Annotated in this window: 16 protein-coding genes; all 16 read right to left on the reverse strand. The window is 49.3% G+C overall.

Features of this window, described 5'->3' with window-relative positions:
* Positions 1–43: 43 nt before the first annotated feature.
* From BUC50_RS07805 to BUC50_RS07880, 16 genes are read right to left on the reverse strand one after another with little or no spacing between them, the layout of a single operon-like run.
* Positions 44–1,051 (reverse strand): KpsF/GutQ family sugar-phosphate isomerase, encoded by a 1,008-nt coding sequence (locus BUC50_RS07805; protein ID WP_013048873.1) that lies wholly within the window; start codon positions 1,049–1,051, stop codon positions 44–46.
* Positions 1,052–1,054: 3 nt separating this feature from the next.
* On the reverse strand, positions 1,055–1,912 hold the full coding sequence (gene kdsA / locus BUC50_RS07810; RefSeq protein WP_013048874.1) for a 3-deoxy-8-phosphooctulonate synthase: 858 nt from the start codon (positions 1,910–1,912) through the stop codon (positions 1,055–1,057).
* The gene (gene lpxK, locus BUC50_RS07815; RefSeq protein ID WP_013048875.1) at positions 1,887–4,160 is read right to left on the reverse strand and encodes a tetraacyldisaccharide 4'-kinase; all 2,274 of its coding nucleotides are present in this window, start codon (positions 4,158–4,160) and stop codon (positions 1,887–1,889) included. Before lpxK ends, kdsA begins: the two co-directional genes overlap by 26 nt.
* On the reverse strand, positions 4,144–5,898 hold the full coding sequence (locus BUC50_RS07820; protein ID WP_013048876.1) for an ABC transporter ATP-binding protein: 1,755 nt from the start codon (positions 5,896–5,898) through the stop codon (positions 4,144–4,146). Before BUC50_RS07820 ends, lpxK begins: the two co-directional genes overlap by 17 nt.
* On the reverse strand, positions 5,891–6,997 hold the full coding sequence (locus BUC50_RS07825; RefSeq protein ID WP_286677310.1) for a glycosyltransferase family protein: 1,107 nt from the start codon (positions 6,995–6,997) through the stop codon (positions 5,891–5,893). Before BUC50_RS07825 ends, BUC50_RS07820 begins: the two co-directional genes overlap by 8 nt.
* Positions 6,994–8,091, reverse strand: a complete 1,098-nt coding sequence (gene lpxB, locus BUC50_RS07830; protein WP_013048878.1) for a lipid-A-disaccharide synthase — start codon at positions 8,089–8,091, stop codon at positions 6,994–6,996. The genes BUC50_RS07825 and lpxB overlap by 4 nt, the downstream gene beginning before the upstream one ends.
* Positions 8,076–8,888, reverse strand: a complete 813-nt coding sequence (locus tag BUC50_RS07835; RefSeq protein ID WP_286677311.1) for an LpxI family protein — start codon at positions 8,886–8,888, stop codon at positions 8,076–8,078. The genes lpxB and BUC50_RS07835 overlap by 16 nt, the downstream gene beginning before the upstream one ends.
* 1 nt (position 8,889) lies before the next feature.
* A complete protein-coding gene (locus tag BUC50_RS07840) occupies positions 8,890–9,987 on the reverse strand; it encodes an LptF/LptG family permease (RefSeq protein ID WP_013048880.1) in 1,098 nt (365 codons plus the stop codon).
* Complete coding sequence (locus BUC50_RS07845) at positions 9,977–10,474, reverse strand: KdsC family phosphatase (protein WP_041459377.1); 498 nt, start codon at positions 10,472–10,474, stop codon at positions 9,977–9,979. The genes BUC50_RS07840 and BUC50_RS07845 overlap by 11 nt, the downstream gene beginning before the upstream one ends.
* A complete protein-coding gene (gene lpxA / locus BUC50_RS07850) occupies positions 10,467–11,270 on the reverse strand; it encodes an acyl-ACP--UDP-N-acetylglucosamine O-acyltransferase (protein WP_013048882.1) in 804 nt (267 codons plus the stop codon). Before lpxA ends, BUC50_RS07845 begins: the two co-directional genes overlap by 8 nt.
* Positions 11,271–11,272: 2 nt before the next feature.
* Positions 11,273–11,731: a 3-hydroxyacyl-ACP dehydratase FabZ gene (gene fabZ, locus BUC50_RS07855; protein WP_273015418.1), complete on the reverse strand. Its 459-nt coding sequence runs from the start codon at positions 11,729–11,731 to the stop codon at positions 11,273–11,275.
* A gap of 14 nt (positions 11,732–11,745) precedes the next feature.
* The gene (gene lpxC, locus BUC50_RS07860; protein WP_013048884.1) at positions 11,746–12,585 is read right to left on the reverse strand and encodes a UDP-3-O-acyl-N-acetylglucosamine deacetylase; all 840 of its coding nucleotides are present in this window, start codon (positions 12,583–12,585) and stop codon (positions 11,746–11,748) included.
* Positions 12,582–13,631 carry a UDP-3-O-(3-hydroxymyristoyl)glucosamine N-acyltransferase gene (lpxD, locus tag BUC50_RS07865; RefSeq protein ID WP_286677312.1) on the reverse strand — a complete coding sequence of 350 codons (1,050 nt, stop codon included), beginning with the start codon at positions 13,629–13,631 and terminating at the stop codon, positions 12,582–12,584. The genes lpxC and lpxD overlap by 4 nt, the downstream gene beginning before the upstream one ends.
* Positions 13,632–13,644: 13 nt before the next feature.
* The gene (locus tag BUC50_RS07870; RefSeq protein ID WP_286677313.1) at positions 13,645–14,889 is read right to left on the reverse strand and encodes a hypothetical protein; all 1,245 of its coding nucleotides are present in this window, start codon (positions 14,887–14,889) and stop codon (positions 13,645–13,647) included.
* An 18-nt stretch (positions 14,890–14,907) separates the two neighbouring features.
* Complete coding sequence (locus tag BUC50_RS07875; RefSeq protein ID WP_286677314.1) at positions 14,908–16,644, reverse strand: BamA/OMP85 family outer membrane protein; 1,737 nt, start codon at positions 16,642–16,644, stop codon at positions 14,908–14,910.
* 32 nt (positions 16,645–16,676) lie between these two features.
* Positions 16,677–17,306 carry a hypothetical protein gene (locus tag BUC50_RS07880; protein ID WP_286677315.1) on the reverse strand — a complete coding sequence of 210 codons (630 nt, stop codon included), beginning with the start codon at positions 17,304–17,306 and terminating at the stop codon, positions 16,677–16,679.
* Between the last annotated feature and the right edge of the window lie 56 nt (positions 17,307–17,362).

Raw genomic sequence — 17,362 nt, forward strand, 5'->3', positions numbered from 1 at the left:
ATAGGCTGCTGATATGAGGGCCCTGTACGCAGAATAGTTCAGATCAGGCCACCCCCGCTTTAAGCAGTTCGTGAAGGTGAATAATTCCAATGGGCTTGCCTGCCTTCGCAACAATAAGCACTGAAATTTCCCTTTCTTCCATTATATGGACGGCTTCCGCAGCTAAACGGCCAGCTTCCAGCGTGACAGGATTTTTTGTCATGGCACTGGACACATCAGACTCAAGACATTCCACTCCGCACCGCTCAATAAGGCGACGCAAATCGCCATCTGTAAATATTCCGGCAAGTTTTCCCTCTTCGTCAACAATGAGCGTTGCCCCGTATCCCTTGCTCGTCATCTCGAAAAGGGCGTCGCTTACCTTGACATGCTCGATGACCACCGGCAGCTTATCTCCAGATCCCATAACATCTTCGACCTTAGTCAAAAGCCTTCGGCCAAGGGCACCCCCTGGGTGAAAGAGGGCAAAATCATCTTCTTCAAGCCCCCGGAGTTCCGTTACCATGCCTGCAAGGGCATCGCCAATTGCAAGCTGTACAGTGGTGCTGCTCGTCGGGGCCAGATTCAATGGATCCGCTTCCCTGCTGACACTTGAGTTCAAGACTATGTCAGAGTTTTTAGCAAGGGGAGAAGATATTCCGCCAGTGATGGATATAACAGGCGCTCCTAACCGCCTAAAGAAAGGAAGGAGGGCCACCACTTCTTTTGTTTTTCCGCTATTGCTGATAAAAAGGCCAACGTCTTCTCTGCAAACCATGCCGAGGTCGCCATGGGACGCTTCGGCAGCATGAAGAAAGAAAGACGGCGTCCCCAGGGATGCAAGGGTTGCCGCTATTTTTCTGCCGATAAGCCCCGATTTGCCCATGCCTATCACAACAAGACGGCCTTTGCTGCAATGAATAACCCTTGCCGCCTTAACAATTTCCTGGCCCATTTCGTCGGCCACTCGCAACAATTCGCTCGCTTCCTGTTTTAATACATCTCGGCCTATGGAAAGCAGCCGTTCGTCATCGAGATCGATCCCTGCCCGATCTCTGGGAAGACAGACCATTTTCTACGCCTCCTCCGCCCAATCAAGATTTACCTTTTCGATGGTGTTTTCTACAAAATTCCATATTTCTTTTATCTGAAAGAGAAAATACTCAAGTTTTTTAAGGGGGACCATATTGGGTCCGTCACTTTTCGCCTTGTCCGGATCAGGGTGGGTTTCAATAAAGAGGCCGTCAATGCCGATAGCGGCAGCAGCCCTTGCCAGGGGAAGGGCAAAACGCCGGTCTCCGCCGCTGGACGTTCCCTTTCCGCCAGGCATCTGTACGCTATGGGTGGCATCAAAGACAACAGGACATCCAAGACTCCGCATCAAAACAAGAGAACGCATATCCACAACCAGCTGGTTATAGCCCATAGTGGTGCCCCTTTCGCACAACAAGATCTTTTCGTTTCCCGCTTCTCTGCATTTCTCCACAACCTGCTTCATATCTTGGGGGGCCAGGAACTGGGCTTTCTTTATATGAAGGGCGCGCCGGGTCTGGGCGGCAGCTACGAGAAGGTCTGTCTGGCGACAGAGGAAAGCGGGAATCTGCAAGATATCAGCCACCTCTGCCACAGGCTCTGCCTGCCATGACTCATGGATATCGGTCAGTACCGGCACTGAAAGCTTTTCTTTTATCTCTGCCAGCTGGGCAAGGCCTTTTTCAAGGCCTGGACCGCGATAGCTGTGAATGGAAGTTCTGTTTGCCTTGTCATAAGAAGCTTTAAAAATATAGTTCATGCCTAGACGATCACATATTTCCTTTGCTGTCTGCCCTATTTCCAGACCCAAATCCAGGCTTTCGAGAGAGCAGGGACCAGCAATGACTGTAAGGGCTTCTCCACCTACAAAAAAATTATGAATTGGTACTGTATGAACCATGAATGTCATCTCCCTGATTTATAATGCGGGATATTTTCTGATAGACGCGACATCGGAGATCCCAACCGTATTCTCGTGCCACATACTCTACTACATTGTCTAATGCTCCTGGACCGCCAAGGCGCTTTTTGCCTTCTTCTCCCATAGATTGACGAAGTTCTGAATCGGACAGAATGACGAAAGCCGTATCAGCAAGAACCTGTGGATCGGGGGAAACAAGGATTTCAGAGTCTCCAAGAAGTTTTTTTTGCACTAGCTTCCCTTTCTCCCTTATGGAAACAACGGGAACTCCAAGGCCTGCACAGACCTGATTAGCCGTTCCTCCAAGACCTATAAGGATATGGGCGTCGGTTGCGACTGATACAAGAGGACCTAAATAGAACAATACCCGTAATCCGTTCTTTACAATGCCTCGTCCATCGTCAGCCAGCCGCCACCCAGGGGCCGCTGCCACCAATTGCTCTATGTCCAGTGAGGGGGCAATAACTGCCACAAATACGCACGACGTCTTTTTATTAAGGATCTCCACAGCGTCGAGCAGCATTTTCATATCATCATAGGCACGTTGTCTGCTGCCCGGCAACAAAAGCACCCTGGCTCCCTTTTCTTTGGGCCATTGAAAATATCCACTATTATTATCACATGTGAGGTCCATTATTGGATTCCCCGCAAACACCGCGTCGGCGTGGGAACGTACAAGCTCTTTAGCGGTCTCGGAATCCCGTGTCCAAACCCGGCGGCAACGATGTTTTAAAAGAAACCGCTCAAGTCGCCAATGGCCGCTCAGATAGACGGTTTTGGCCGTGGCTACGAGAACTGGAAGTTGTCCCTGCCCCCAGAGGGTGTGAAGTAAAAGATAGACATCTCCAACACAGAGAGGGGTGCGCACCTCGCCGCGCAGTTTTTTCCAGGCTTTGAGCTGGGAAAATATATGACGGACAAGCCCCGATTTCAGATCTTTTAGCAAATCTGAAATGTGATATTTGATTACCCCTCCTGAGGGGGATTCAGAAGGTACAGAGTCCACAGAGATGCCGGCATTCTCGTACTGCTCTCCCTTTCCCACAATAGGGAAGGACGTAACGTAAGCGCACGGGAACCGCTTTTTCACTTTTTGAGCCAAAAGAGCTCCCATGGCATCTTCTCCATATCCGTTGGAGGCCACTACCAGCCGAGGTCGAAGTTTTTCTGCAACAATACTCCAGAAACGGTCTTCTTCGTCTATGACTGTTGAGATTATAGGCACAAGAAGAGGAGAGATAAGGGGCTCCTTGGGAAGATTGTAGACGTCTTTTTCAGTGCAGACCAGATATCGGGCCCCCAGCTCCTCCTTGAGGGCGGCAAGCCGTTCCATATCTCTCAGGTCGAAACGGTGGTGGTCTTTGAAGCGCTGTTCCCTGAGCACGCGCAAACCTGCCTGGTCCAGTGTCCGCCTAAAACTTTCCGGGCTTCCAATGGCGGAGAAGGCCACCACAGGCAGGGACTTCACAGTAAAATCTTCCATATCCTGCCAGGAACCGTCCCATAAAGACCAGCATCGCAGTTCCAGCCTCGATGTGAACAGACGGTCTGCCGGAATATATTGCAAAAGCTTCTGGCGGAGGCTTCGCAGCTCATCTTCTGAAACCTGATCGGCCTTTGTTATGACCACTATATGGGCCCTTTGAATAGCTTTTGGAGGTTCCCTCAAAATGCCCGCCGGTACAAGGCGTCCGTTTCCGAAGGGGCAGCAGGCGTCCACGAGCACTATATCCACATCCCGCCCTAAACGGCGATGCTGAAAGGCGTCATCGGCGACAATGAGTTCCACATTGTGTTTCTGCAAGGCTTCCACGTCTTTTAAACGATCTCTCGAAACTGCCACTGGCACATGGGGAAGACGGGAGGCCAGAAGGAGGGGCTCGTCTCCAACGATCTCTCTTTCAGAAGAAGTACCCTTTATTACAACAGGCTCGCTTGTCCGCCCTCCATAACCCCGGCTTACAATGCCCACACGAACCCCCATATTGTAGAAATGGCGGGAAAGCATTTCTACGAAAGGCGTCTTGTTTGTTCCGCCAAGGGTAATATTTCCTACACTGATAACGGGAATAGGCGGTTCATAGCTTGCCACAAGACCATGGTCGAAGGCAAAATTACGCGACCGGGCAAAACTTTGAGAAACACAGGCCAAGGGGACGAGCAAGGCCCAGGGGCTGAACTGCCGCTCTCCCCTGGCCCATTCAAGATAACTACGGACGAGTTTCATTGTTCTTCTCTCCCCCAAATTGCAGCTCGTACAGGTGGCGGTAGATTCCACCCTTTTCAAGGAGCTCGTCGTGGGTGCCGCTTTCCACAATGTGCCCCTTACTGAGGACAAGAATGCGGTCCGCACTCCGCACAGTGGACAGGCGGTGGGCGATGACAAAGGAGGTTCGGCCTTCCATGGCTTTTTCCATAGCTTCCTGTATCTGGCTTTCAACGGCCACGTCAAGAGATGATGTAGCCTCGTCAAGAATAAGGATGCGGGGATTCCGTATAATGGCACGAGCTATGGCCACGCGCTGTCTCTGGCCGCCGCTGAGGGTAACTCCCCGTTCTCCCACTTCAGTGTCATATCCTTCGGGAAGGCTGGTTATAAAGGTATGGATACCGGCAATCTGAGCCGCCTTCACTATATCCTCTTCTGTAGCCTGGGGAAAACCGTAGCTGATGTTAAAGGCCAGACTTCCCTTCATGAGAACCGGGTCTTGGGGTACAATGCCAATCTGTTTCCGCAGTTCTGTGAGATCAAGGGTTCTCACATCGCAACCATCAACGCTCACTTTCCCGCGGGAAGGGTCATAAAAGCGGGGAATAAGGTCCATGAGAGTAGATTTCCCGCCGCCTGTTTCGCCGACAACGGCAACCCTTTCTCCAGGACAGACCTCGAGAGCGACCCCTTTTAACACCCACTGTTCGTCTTTATAGGCAAACCAGACATCTTCCATTTTGATCGCACCCTGTATGACTCCCAGGGGAACGGGATGTTCTGGCGAACGTATTTCACAAGGGGTATCAAAAATTGAAAAGATGCGTTCCGCCGAAGCCAGGCACAGCTGCATGCTGCTGACCACGCGGGTAAAGACCCGGATAGGGTGAACCAGAAAACCAAGATATCCCAAGAAGGCGATGAGTTCACCAGGAGTGAGTTTTTCATTTATAACATCTCTCCCCCCTATCCAGAGAATTAAGGCAAGGGCCGCAATGAGCACCACTTCGATAACACCTGAGAGGGCAGCCTGTACCTGCACTCCATGCATGAGGGCCTTGAAGTTCGCTCTGTTCTGGTCCTTAAAGCGTTGAGATTCCATGGCTTCCGTCACAAAGGAACGCACGATGCGTATGGCCGACAGGGCTTCCTGAATGATGGCAGACAGCCTGGCCAGCTCTTCCTGGATCGCATGCCCGACAAAGCGAAGTTTTTTGGAGGCATGGTCAAGAATGAAAAAGGTCAGGGGCAGAATGGCAAAGGTGATAAGGGTAAGACGCCAGTTGATATATATGAGGAACCCAAGCATGCCCAAAAAGGTGATGCCCTGTACCACAAGATCCACTATGACAGTAGTAACCATGTTCTGCAGTACATTGACATCGTTGGTGATGCGCGACATCAGCTCGCCTACCCGCTTGCCGTATATATATCGCAGGGATAGATTCTGCATATGATCGTAGAGGCCCACACGAAGGTCCATGACCACATGCTGCCCCACCCAGTTCATAAGATACTGGTGGCCGTAGGAAGCGATACCTTTGCCCGTAAAAAGGAGCACCAGACCAATGGTAAGCACATTGAGAACATCCATCTTTTTAGCGATGAGAACATCGTCCACCACGTTTTTTAAAAGCCACGGGGGAATGACAGTAAAGACAGAGGCCAGAACCATACACCCAAGGGCGGCAAAGAGCCTCGGGAAATATGGCCGGGTATATTCTAAAAGACGTACGTAAATATGCTTCTTATTCATTGCTACACAGCCTTTCGATCATGTCACATAACTTTTTCGAAGGTGTTTCTATAGACCGCCCGGATAGCTGGCATAATTTTATTTTCTGGGCTCTCCGTTCTTCGTGGTCGAACCAGAGGGCGCTTATTTCCCTAACTACATCTTTCGAGCTCAGTTCTCCAACTACTTCCTTCATTATCTGGCTTTGAGAAAGCCGATTAGGCCACGCCAGGTAGGAGGTTCTATGATTCGCTTTCCACCGCAGCACTTTCTCTTTAACAGCCGGACCAAAAATCGGCAAGGATGCAATGAGCCCCTTTAAGCCGCTTATGGGGATTTCCCTCAAAAAAGCGAAGGGAACGGCAACGAGTGCGGGTATTCCCATATGCATAAGCTCAAGGGTGTTTGTTCCAGGCTGGGTTAAGGCCATGTCCGCATTTTTAAGAACCACACCTGTTCCAGCCATCGCCGGGTTTAAACCCGCGGAACGCCAGGTTTCCCGCTCTTCAGCCTTCGAAAAGGGAGAGAGGAGAGTTGCAACCTGAAGCGGCCCTGTCTGTTCCCGCAGCAAAGAGACCACTTCCATAAGATAGGGCAGAGCCTTGGCGCGTATGGCAGGGCGGCTTCCCGGGAATAAAACCAGTTTAAGACCTTGCCTATCCAGCCAGGGAGAAGGGCCGTCATCCATAAGGATCCCTTCTTTAACAAGATCGCCAACTACTGCCGCATTAGGAGATATGGACCGGGCCATGGATTCAAAGGCGGTAAAGACACCACTACAGTGTTCCAATCCTTTTTTACGGCCATAAGTGTAGCAGAAAAGAGGGACTTTTCCTTTTTGGCCCATATGGCGCCCAAAAAAGAGATCGCCGCCCAGTTGAATAATACCATCAGTTTTATGATGGTTCATAGCCCGCAAAGTATTTGCCGAAGAGTAAGGCCCCTTCACTTCATCCGCTCCCAGTGCCATGGCCGCATGACCTTCCCGCCCACTGGCAAATTGGCATGGAAGAATCCAGATTGTAACATTTTTATTACGGCGTTTAAGTTCTCTCGTAAGGGGGCGGCACCATCCCCAAAGTTCGCCCGGGCCATTGACAAGAAGAGTCACGGAATTCATGGCAGCCCCCCCTTGAGAATAGCCTGAGTCCAAAGTTCCGTAGCTCCAGGCACTCCCAAATCCTTTCTGCCTCTCATAAGAGCTTCGTGTTTCTGCTTTTCCACCTCGGGATCATCAAGATAAAGGATCGCCTCTTCCATAACACGGGAAGAAGAGGCCTCTTTTTGCAGAAGCTCGGGATAAACTGTTTCGTGGGCCATAATATTAGGAAGCGAAACCCAGGGAGTCTTAACAAAATTCTTATAGATGCGCCACGATAGCCATGACCCTTTATACACGACGATCATGAAACGGTTTGCCATCATGGCCTCAAGGGAGGCTGTTCCACTCGCCCCCACTACCATCCGGCTCCGTTCCATAAGTTCCTTTCCCCTTCCTTCAAAAAGAGTCCACTTTCGCAAGTCTCTTTTCATCTTTTCACGGATAGAAGAAGAAAGGCCTGGGGCAATTGAAAAGACAGGTTCATATCCCATACTTTGAAATTGTCGGGCACTTTCCACAAGTATGGGCAGCAGCCTTTTCACTTCCCCAGTGCGGCTTCCTGGCAGAAGGGCAATGATTCGGCCTGACGGTTCTGTGACACCAGAGGAACTGGTCTCATCAAGGAAGGGATGGCCGATCCAAAGGGATGGAACGTCATGTTCTGTTAAATAGAGGTGTTCAAAGCGCAGCAGGGGCAGCAGAAGAGTGCAATACCGCCGCAGTGTCCTGACTCGTTTTTTTCTCCACGCCCAGACAGTGGGCGGGGCCACGTAGAAAATAGGATTCTCAAACCCCTTCTTTCGCAGCGACCGGATAAGTGGAAGATGAAAATCCGGGCTGTCTATAACAATGACCCGCCTGGGCTGCTCTTTGAGAATAAACTTCACCATGGTATTTTTAAGGCGAAGGAGCCTGGGGATAGCCGCCAGGATATCTGTGCTGCCCATAAGACTCAGTTGGTCGATTGTCCAGAGAGCCTCCCCCTGTTCTGCGACTCCCCTGGGACCAAGCATCCCCATGATGGGCTCGTCAGTTTGTTTGCGAAGATACCGGATGATAGAGCCTGCGTAGTGATCCCCTGAAGGTTCGCCGCAACTTATATAGATAGACATGGGGGCACTCCCACCACTGCGATGTTCAGCCGGGCAGCAAGCTCAAGAAAAGCTTCTTTCTCAAGCATGAGGGTACGGCCGGCTTCGAGAGCCAGGCAGGTTTGTCCGGCTTTCTCCATCATGTGGAGGGTATGAGTTCCCACTACAGGGATATCAAAGCGTTCATCCTGGTCTGCCCGCATCATTTTTATCACAGAGCCTCCATGGACCAATGTTCCAGCCCGCTGAAGCATGGCATCTGTTCCTTCCATAGCTTCCACTGCCACAACCGCGCCGCTGTGTATGACGATGCTCTGGCCAAAAGAAAGGGGCAGAAGATGAAAAAGGATTGAGCAGCCATAGGCTACATCCTTTGCTTCCTGATCTGAAAGGCCTCGGGCTGAGACTTGCCCTTCAGGAGTGAGGAGATCAGAAAGGATCTGTCTGTACCCTGCTACTTTAATTCCAGTTTTTTCTATAGTACGGACGATACGACTGAGAAGAGCGTGGTCATCGTTGTTTTCTGCATCAAGAGACTGTTTCAGCAACACGTCGAGGTTTTCTCGCTGGTACATGAGACTTTTGGAAACCTGACCTGCCAGTATCATGGTCTCTACTTTATGGGAAAGCATCTGACCCAAAATCCATTCAAGATCAGGTGTTGCCACTGTCCAAATTTGCCTTGCAAAAGGAGCGAGGCGCTCTATATCCGCTCCCATTGAAAAAACATAAGGGGGCATTCCCTCTTTGAAAAGCCTGGCACAAATTATTTCAGGGAGGCAGCCCTCCCCGGCAATAATAGCAAGTGTTCTTTTCATATTAATCATTCGCCTTTCGTGCGAAGTATCCTCCTACAAGCAAAAAGAGGACGTTAGGCACCCAAGCAGCCAAGAGCGGGGGCATATGTTCTGTTTCCCCAAAGGCTTTGCAAAGGGACATCACTACATAGTAGACGAAAACAATCATGACGCTGAGGCCAAACCCCACGCCGGACCCGGTTCTATGGGATCTTACGCCAAGGCTGGCTCCTAATATGGCGAGAACAACGCTCGCCCATGGAACAGCGAATCGAAGGTGGAAGAGAACCCACAACGGCGCAAGGTTCCCACCCTGGGCCTGAAGAAGGCGTATCTGGGCCATAAGTTCCAGGGCGCTCATTTCACTCGGTTTGCGGGAAGCCTGCTCAACCTGCTGAGGCGAGAGGTTTAGATCGAATTGCTGACGCTCGAAACGAAAAAGGAGTTCTACTTTTCCACCATTCGTTACCTGAAATACTTCACCATCATCAATCCACCATTTTCCATCTTTCCAGAGGCCGGTCTTGCCCACGGTTATCCGTTTGAGCTTTCCCTTTTCGAACTCCTGAACGAGCACATTGGTCATAGTTCCTTTTCGAGGCTGAAGCTTTTCTATGTAAATAACCCTGTTGAGCTGCCCATTGCTTTCGTCCCGTAAAAAAACTTGTTCTTTGAGAACGGAGGGCTTCTCTCGCATCACTTCGAATCTCATGAGATTTTCCGCGGCACGATTTGAAAAAGGCACCACTGTTTCATTAAGGATAAGAGCAGAAAGCCCTACCAGGAGAGATCCCACAATGACAGGTTTCAAAATTCGCTGAAAGGAAATTCCGGAGGCTTTCAGCGCCACTATTTCACTGTTTGTAGAAAGTTTGCCAAAGGTAAGGAGTGCCGAGAGCAGACACGCCATGGGCAGTGTCAGAATGATCACTTCCGGCAAACTGTAGATAAAAAGCCGCAAGACAACGCCAATGGATATCCCTTTTTCTATAATCATGCTGGCAATTTGGAAAAGCAGGTCGCCCGCTACAAACACCATGGTAAAGGCCATGACGCCAAAAACAAAGGATCCAGCCATTTCTTTCCATATAAAACGATCGAGAATTCCTCTATTTCCCACTATCCCCACGTCCTGTTACCCATTCTTTATTGTATGCGAGTATGTATTCGGCAGCTTCGCGAATAGCGCCCCGGCCGCCCTCTTTGGTGGTAACCCTGTCTGCCGCCTTTTTGGCCTCTGATACGGCATTGGCCACCGCAAAACCAAGACCGACCCACTGAAGACATTCAACATCGTTCACATCATCGCCGGCATAAGCAATCTGAGAGGATGGGAGAGCGAGATCAGAGGCCAGTTTTTTCAATGCTTCATATTTATTTTTTACGCCATTCTGAAGGAGGGCTATGCCAAGCTCTTTTGCCCGCCCTTCTGTGGCAGGTGAGTAACGGCCGCTTATAATGGCTACTTCTACGCCCCCTTGGCGAAGACGGGAAATGCCCATGCCATCCTGTATATCAAAACGTTTAAACTCGTTGCCCCGCCCATCAAGATATACTCCGCCATCAGTCAAAGTTCCATCTACGTCAAGAACAAGGAGTTTAATCATCTGTCTCTCCTTTAGAACCATGGGGCCATGGCGCCAGCCCCCGGTGTGCTTGTGCCACAAATGCAACGATCTCGGCAGCAAGAGCGTTTTCACCGGCAGCAAGACTTTGAGCCGCCGTTCTGATTGGAAGACCGCTATGGTAAAGATGCCGATATAGATTTTTTATATCTTTCCTGTCAGAGGAAGAAAAACCAGCCCTTTTCAGACCCACGCTGTTTATACCGTGTACCTGGGCCGGATGGCCGTCAACAAGCAAAAATGGCGCTACATCTTTCACAACTTTCGACAGACCCCCTATCATACAGTAGCGGCCAACCCGGACAAATTGATGAAAACCTGCCAGGCCGCCTACGACTGTACCCTCTCCCACAGAAACGTAGCCGGCGAAACCTGCTTTGTTTGCAATGGTAACACGTTTTGCTATCTGTACGTTGTGGCCCAGATGGACACCTTCCATAATGAAGCAGTCATCGCCCACCACTGTAATCGCTCCCTCACCACAGGCGCGATGTATTGTCACATTTTCTCGAATAACCACCCTATCCCCAATATGAACCCAGCTTTCTTCATTGCCAAAACTTTTATCCTGCGGTTCCCGGCCAAGGATGGAATTTTCATAGATGTGGCATCCTGCCCCGATTCGGGTGAAATCGAGGATACGAACAAAGGCCTCCAGCGTGGTGTTTTCGCCAATATGTACCAGGTCTCCCACAATACAATAGGGCCCCACAACAATATTATCTTCAAGAACCGCCTTTGGCGATACTATTGCCGTAGGATGAATGGTTACGGACATGGCTAAATCCTTTCCTCCATAGCTTCTTTCTTGGAAAGCCTCTCTGCCATGAAGAAGCTGTACTCCGCTTCTGCGGCAAGCTCTCCGTCGACTTCCGATCTTGCTTTCACTTTTCCCATAAGCCCCCGCGACTTGACCATTTCAGCTGTGGTAATGAGCTGATCTCCAGGTCTTACAGGGCGGCGAAAACGGGCCTTGTCCACTCCTGTCAGGTATGTCACCATATTTTGCATGTTTGGTCGGCAAACGATCATCATGGCCGCCACTTGCCCCATGGCTTCAAGAATAAGAACACCGGGCATCACCGGTTCGTCAGGAAAGTGGCCGGTAAAGAAAGGTTCGTTAATTGAAACATTTTTGAGGCCAACCACTCGATTTTCCCCTACTTCCAAGATGCGGTCTACCAGAAGAAATGGATAGCGGTGTGGAAGGGCTTTCATAATTTTATCAATATCGATCATTATATTATCTCCTTTCATTGTTGCCGGCTTTCTAATTGTTTTAATCGGCGAAGGAGGCGAAGGTGCATGTCATGCCCCGTTCGAATAGCCACTATATGGGCATGTAAAGGCCGCCCCAACAACGCTATATCGCCGATAAGGTCAAGAATCTTGTGACGGACGAATTCATCAGAAAAATAAAGGCCTCTTTTGTTTAGCGCCTTTTGTGAAGTCACAAGAACCGCATTGTCGAGACTTCCTCCCTTTGCGAGCCCTCGCTTTTTTAGAGTATCCATTTCCTCTTCAAGAGCAAAGGTGCGGCATGGAGCTATCTCTTTTAAAAAACCTTCCGCAGTCACCCTGAAGTCATAGATTTCAGTGCCGATGACCGGATTTTCATATTCGATCACATAGGTAATAGAAAGACCCTCACCGGGCAATGCACAGATGATCTTTTTTTGAGTCTCATCTCTTTCTACAACAGGCACAAAGAGGCAGAGCGGATCTTCGTGATGCTCTGTTTCTACCAGTTCCACCTCGCTGAGCTTCTGCGCAAATGTCAGGGAGCCGCCGTCAAGAATAGGCATTTCAGGCCCACTTATCCTGATCAAAGCCTGGCCAATACCCAAAACATAAAGGGCTGCCATAAGGTGTTCTACGGTCCTGACTACTGTGTTATCAGGGAAAATTATTTCCGTCCCTCGGCCGCTTCCTTCAAAGACTGCATCCCTCAAGGGGTAGCGGCGGCCTCCAATTTCAAAAACTATTCCCCTTTTATGGTAAAAGGGAATTATTTCTGCCCTGCACGGTTCCCCGGAATGAAGACCCGTCCCTTGAAAAAAAACAGGGGTCTTTATGGTGCGCAAAAAGCTCATTTAGAATCTTCCCCGGATTCTGCCAATCTTTTTTCCAAAGCCTTAATTCGCGAAAAAAGTTCCGGCAGACGAAGATAGAGGGCCTGGGCCCTGAATTGCTCTTTATGGGGACGAGCGGGAAATCCTGATACTATTTCACCAGGAGGAACATCTTTAATGACTCCGCCATTGGCAGCTACCTGAGCTCGATTCCCTATCTTAACGTGGTCGCGCACACCGCTTCGAGCCGCCAATATAACCCCCTCGCCGATCTCTGCGCTTCCCGCAATGCCCGTCATGGCTACAACAATGCAATTATCACCGATGCGAGCGTTATGGGCAATATGGACGTGGTCGTCTACTTTGGTTCCTCTTCCTATATACGTATCGTCGAGAGTCCCTCTGTCAATTGTGGTACAAGCCCCTATTTCCACATCATCGTCTATAACGACCCCCCCGATCTGAGGCACTTTCTGCGGGCGCTCATCAGGATGGGAGGATGGAATAATGCCGAAGCCGTCGCACCCTATAATGGCGCCACTGTGGATCAATCCCCTCTCTCCAATGGTCACATTCTCATAAAGCACTGCCATGGGCTCAATATGCGTACCCTTTCCGACAGAACATCGCGCACCCACATAAACCTGAGCTTCCAAAATAGCCTCGTCATGAATTACAGCATTTTCCTCTATAACACAAAGAGGCCCGACATATGCCGTATCTGCAATGCGAGCATTTTCAGAAACCACCGCTGAGGGATGAATCCCATAAGGGAAGGATTGGGGAATCTTAAAAAGATAAAGCAACCTTGCAAAGGCTTCCCTGGGTTTTTCTGTGACAATACCTTGTCGGGATTCTGTAAAAAATTTTTCAGGGGCTGCTAAAAAAGCTTCTGCAGACAGCATCCCCAGCTCTTTTTCTTCCCAGACCACACTCAAGGTCTTTTCTCCGCTTTTTTCGGGAGAAACAAGTCCCTTTACTGAAATATGAGGGTTCCCAATAACTTTCCCTCCAATATATGCTGCAATCTGACCAAGAGTCATGGGTGTGTCAGATATTTTGTCCACTTTTGCTGCCCCCTTACAAGTTGCCGACCGCGCGAATACTCCATTGATCTTCGTCACGTTCGTCATAATGCAATTCAATAGATAAAAACTCGTTTATTCGATAGCCTACGCCAAAATTACTGTAACTATCCTCACTAAACCGCCACCATGCGTAGGGTTCCTTGACCTTGCCAGTAAACCAGAATCTCCACCATACTTCTCCTCCAGGATAGGCCAGTTCTGCCCCTAGGAGCATTCGTGGATGAACCTTCCACCGCGCCCCCCAGCGACTTTCAAGATCAAAATCATTGGTGGAAAGAATCCACTCGCCATAAAGTTCAACATCCCAGCCACTTACAGGAAGGGATTTTCTGCCTATGTGAAGTCCCACCTCGGGGTATTTATCATCCGTTCCACCGTAGGCGGCTGCCCACGCCTGAACAGTAAACCGGGAACTCTCTACAAGAGCATCTGCTCGTGAGATCTGCGCAGGGCGAAAATCTACACTAACCTTGGCTTTTGAATTGACCACTATGTTGCGGTCTTCCAAGGCTTTTTCTGCCAGTTTTTCAATATCGTTCTTGTGGTGGGAAACCCATTCTACTGGCAGACCTACAATGGGAAAAAGGCCCGACTGCAAATTATCTTTCAGATCAGACTGAAATGCAACAGGGAGGGATCCCGATTGAACGGATGGGGTTACAGCCAGAACAAAGGGTTGTTGTGGAAGAAAGGAAACTTTAAGGATGTTTGACTTGGCATTTGCCGGCAATTCCACAAAAACCGCAATATCCCAACCTGGAGCACGGGTTTCTGTCAGACTTCGTATCTCCCGTTTCAATGCCGTATCCGCCCAGGCCAAGGCAGCAAGGGGCACCCCATCGATGCGGGAATGGATGAGGGTTGGGAGAGAAACGGTATCCTCCTGAAACCATTTATCGCCAGGGGAAGGAAGGGATGGCATTTGCAATTCCACCTCCCAGGCCAGGGCTTCTTCAGCATGGGCTTTTACTTCAACCTGGTTGTTACGATAACGAGGCGACCTGAACACGTACCCCGTTAGCAATCGGTCCGCAACGAGAGTAAGCATCTTAAAGCGCTCTGACAAAGAGATGGAAGTATCCATCTCCCCCCAGACAGCACTCAGGCTTTTTTCCGCGCTTTCTGCCATCCATGCCGGCATTCCCTCTATATGAACGGCTCCGTAAAGAGGGAGCGACATAAAAAGAAGGGCCGCAGCCAGAAACGCAGCGGCTACAGCCCTGCTCCTTCTTGTCATAATGGGCGATCTCACCCCTTAGAAAAGTTCTCCAAAACCAAAGTGGGTCTTGTTCTCATCTTCTCCCTGTGCGTAATCCAGACGAAGGTTCCCAAGGGGGGTTTTCACTCTTACCCCCACACCCCATGAGTCATGAAGATCTGAGAAACTGAAGTTGTCTTCTCCACGCCACGCATTGCCTATATCGTAAAAAAGCACAAATCCAAAGGCACTCTCTATAGGAATGCGGGCTTCTACGTTCGCAAGAAACATTTCATCCCCCTCAAACTCGCCGCCATCGTATCCTCGAAGAGAGTTCGATCCCCCTACAGAATACCTTTCAGCAGAAGGAAGGACGCCGGAAGAAAAACCGGCCTTGACGCGGGTAGCGAAAATGGGCGGATTGTCTTCTTTCCCTAAATTGAAATCCAAAAAATCCCCTAATCCCATGACAGGAATATAGTAGCGGCCCTGGGCCCAATATTTAGTGTAGGTCCAGTCAGCGCCCAACATATCCAGGGCATGTTCAACACTTAAATCAATAATGTGGCCTTTGGAATAACTGAGGTATTCATCTAACGTGTTCCAGGTCAATGTTCCGATAACGGCAAAGGTGGTTCCCGTGGTCAGGTCATCAAGGTCTTCCTGGGTTCCGGCAGCCAGTTTTATGACATTAGAAACATCAACATCATGCCAATCAAGGGTTAGATACCAGCTTAGGCGTGGATCAAAACTGAACTTTTTACCGGCGCCAATATAGAGCCCTACCCGTTCCTCATCATATTCAAGGCGCTTTGCTCCCGCTCTGTAAAAGCCTCGCTCCTCATATACACGCTTGTAGGCGCCCACTTTCCAGGCATAATAAACTTCGTCCATGTAGGGCTCAGTATAAGTCAGCCAGTACTGCTCGTTATCTCCCGTTTCGAAACCTACTTCGGCATTGTGCCCTTTTCCTCTCCAGTTGGAGTCTCCATAAGATAGTCCGCCTGACCAGCCGCTTTCAGTGCCATGGCTTATGGAAAGTCCAACAGCAGCTGTCTTTTTCTCTTCTACCGTTACCACAATATTTGTAGCAAGGGGAGTATCTCCAGGTTCAAAGCCCACGTTCACATCTTCAAAAAAGCCCATCTGCTGAATTTTGTTAATGGAGTGGCGAAGCACAGTGGCATTAAAAAGGTCGCCTTTTTTAACCTTGATCTGGCGCTCTATGACGTAGCTCTTCGTCTTTGTGTTACCCTGGATAATAATGTCACCTACAATAGGTTCCATAATCTGCACATTAATAATGCCGCCCTCAACCTGCACATCGGCAATTCGAGTCATGACGTAGCCATCTTTCTGATATTTTTCTTGTATGCGTTCCAGATCGTGACGGAAAAAGACCCTGTTAAACACAGCTCCCGGCGCAGTGAAAACTAGTTTTAACAGATCTTCATCGCTATAAACAGTATTGCCTGAGAACTCAATTTTATCTACAACTGGGTTTTCTTTCACCACATAGGTAACTCCAACGCCACCTTCCACTACGGCGAGATCCACATCTACAAAAGAAAAAAAGCCCAACTCATAAATTGCCTCTACATCTTTCTGAAGCTGATCACGGTTTAATGGTTCGCCTATTTTCGTTCCAGTAGCCGAAAGGATGTGCTCTGATACCACATGCTCATTACCTCGTACATCCAGCGAAACGACAGGAGGCTCTTGAGCCCAAACTCCTAGAGACATGAACATCATAAAAAAGAAACACATTATCGATATAAGAACTGGCCGTTTCACACGTAATCTCTCCTTCCGGGAAGGTGAAGTTTTTATTGTCTATTAATGATTATAGCAGGCCCTTCTTCTCGCAAGGCATTTTGCCCAATTTGCATAAGGGTCAAAATACGTTCTAGGGCAACAGGTTTTTCATCGCTTTTTTTCTGATCCTGGAAAACATGCTGTTCAGGTTCAAAAAAAATCTGTTTTTTGGGCTGGACAGGAACAGGTTTAAAACTTGACACAGTTGTAGCGGAAGGCAAAGGAGTTTTTTCCAACTCGTTTTTTTGCTCTCTTTTTAAAGCTTCAAGGTTGCTTTCGCTCAGACTTTTCCGCAAGCCTGCTAAAACTGCTTTTTCATCAGAAGTTATCCATTCCAATATAAGATCATCATTATTCATAACAATGTTTCTCTGACTATTGCCTATGGGAGCCGAAAGGGGAACAGAAAGGACACACAGGAAAAATATAGCCAGGGCCGCAACCCGACTTAAATGAACAACAAACATATTTCTTTTCGGCTGCTCATTTTCCGCAGCCAATTCCCACAGTTCCCTTCTTGCCTCTTCAAGCTCAGCCCTGGCACACTCCATTTCTGTCAACGCATTATGCCACGCTTTGCTTTTTGACGCAGAAACACACCTTTCAAGCCATCTTACAACCCTTGCGATGCGTTTTTCCATACTGCCATCACTCCTGAAGACACTGCCGTCGTTATAACCCTCTCTTTAGTTATCAC

Origin of the sequence: Aminobacterium sp. EBM-42 (assembly GCF_001896635.1) — a bacterium.
In the GTDB taxonomy this organism is placed as follows: Bacteria; Synergistota; Synergistia; order Synergistales; family Aminobacteriaceae; genus Aminobacterium; species Aminobacterium colombiense.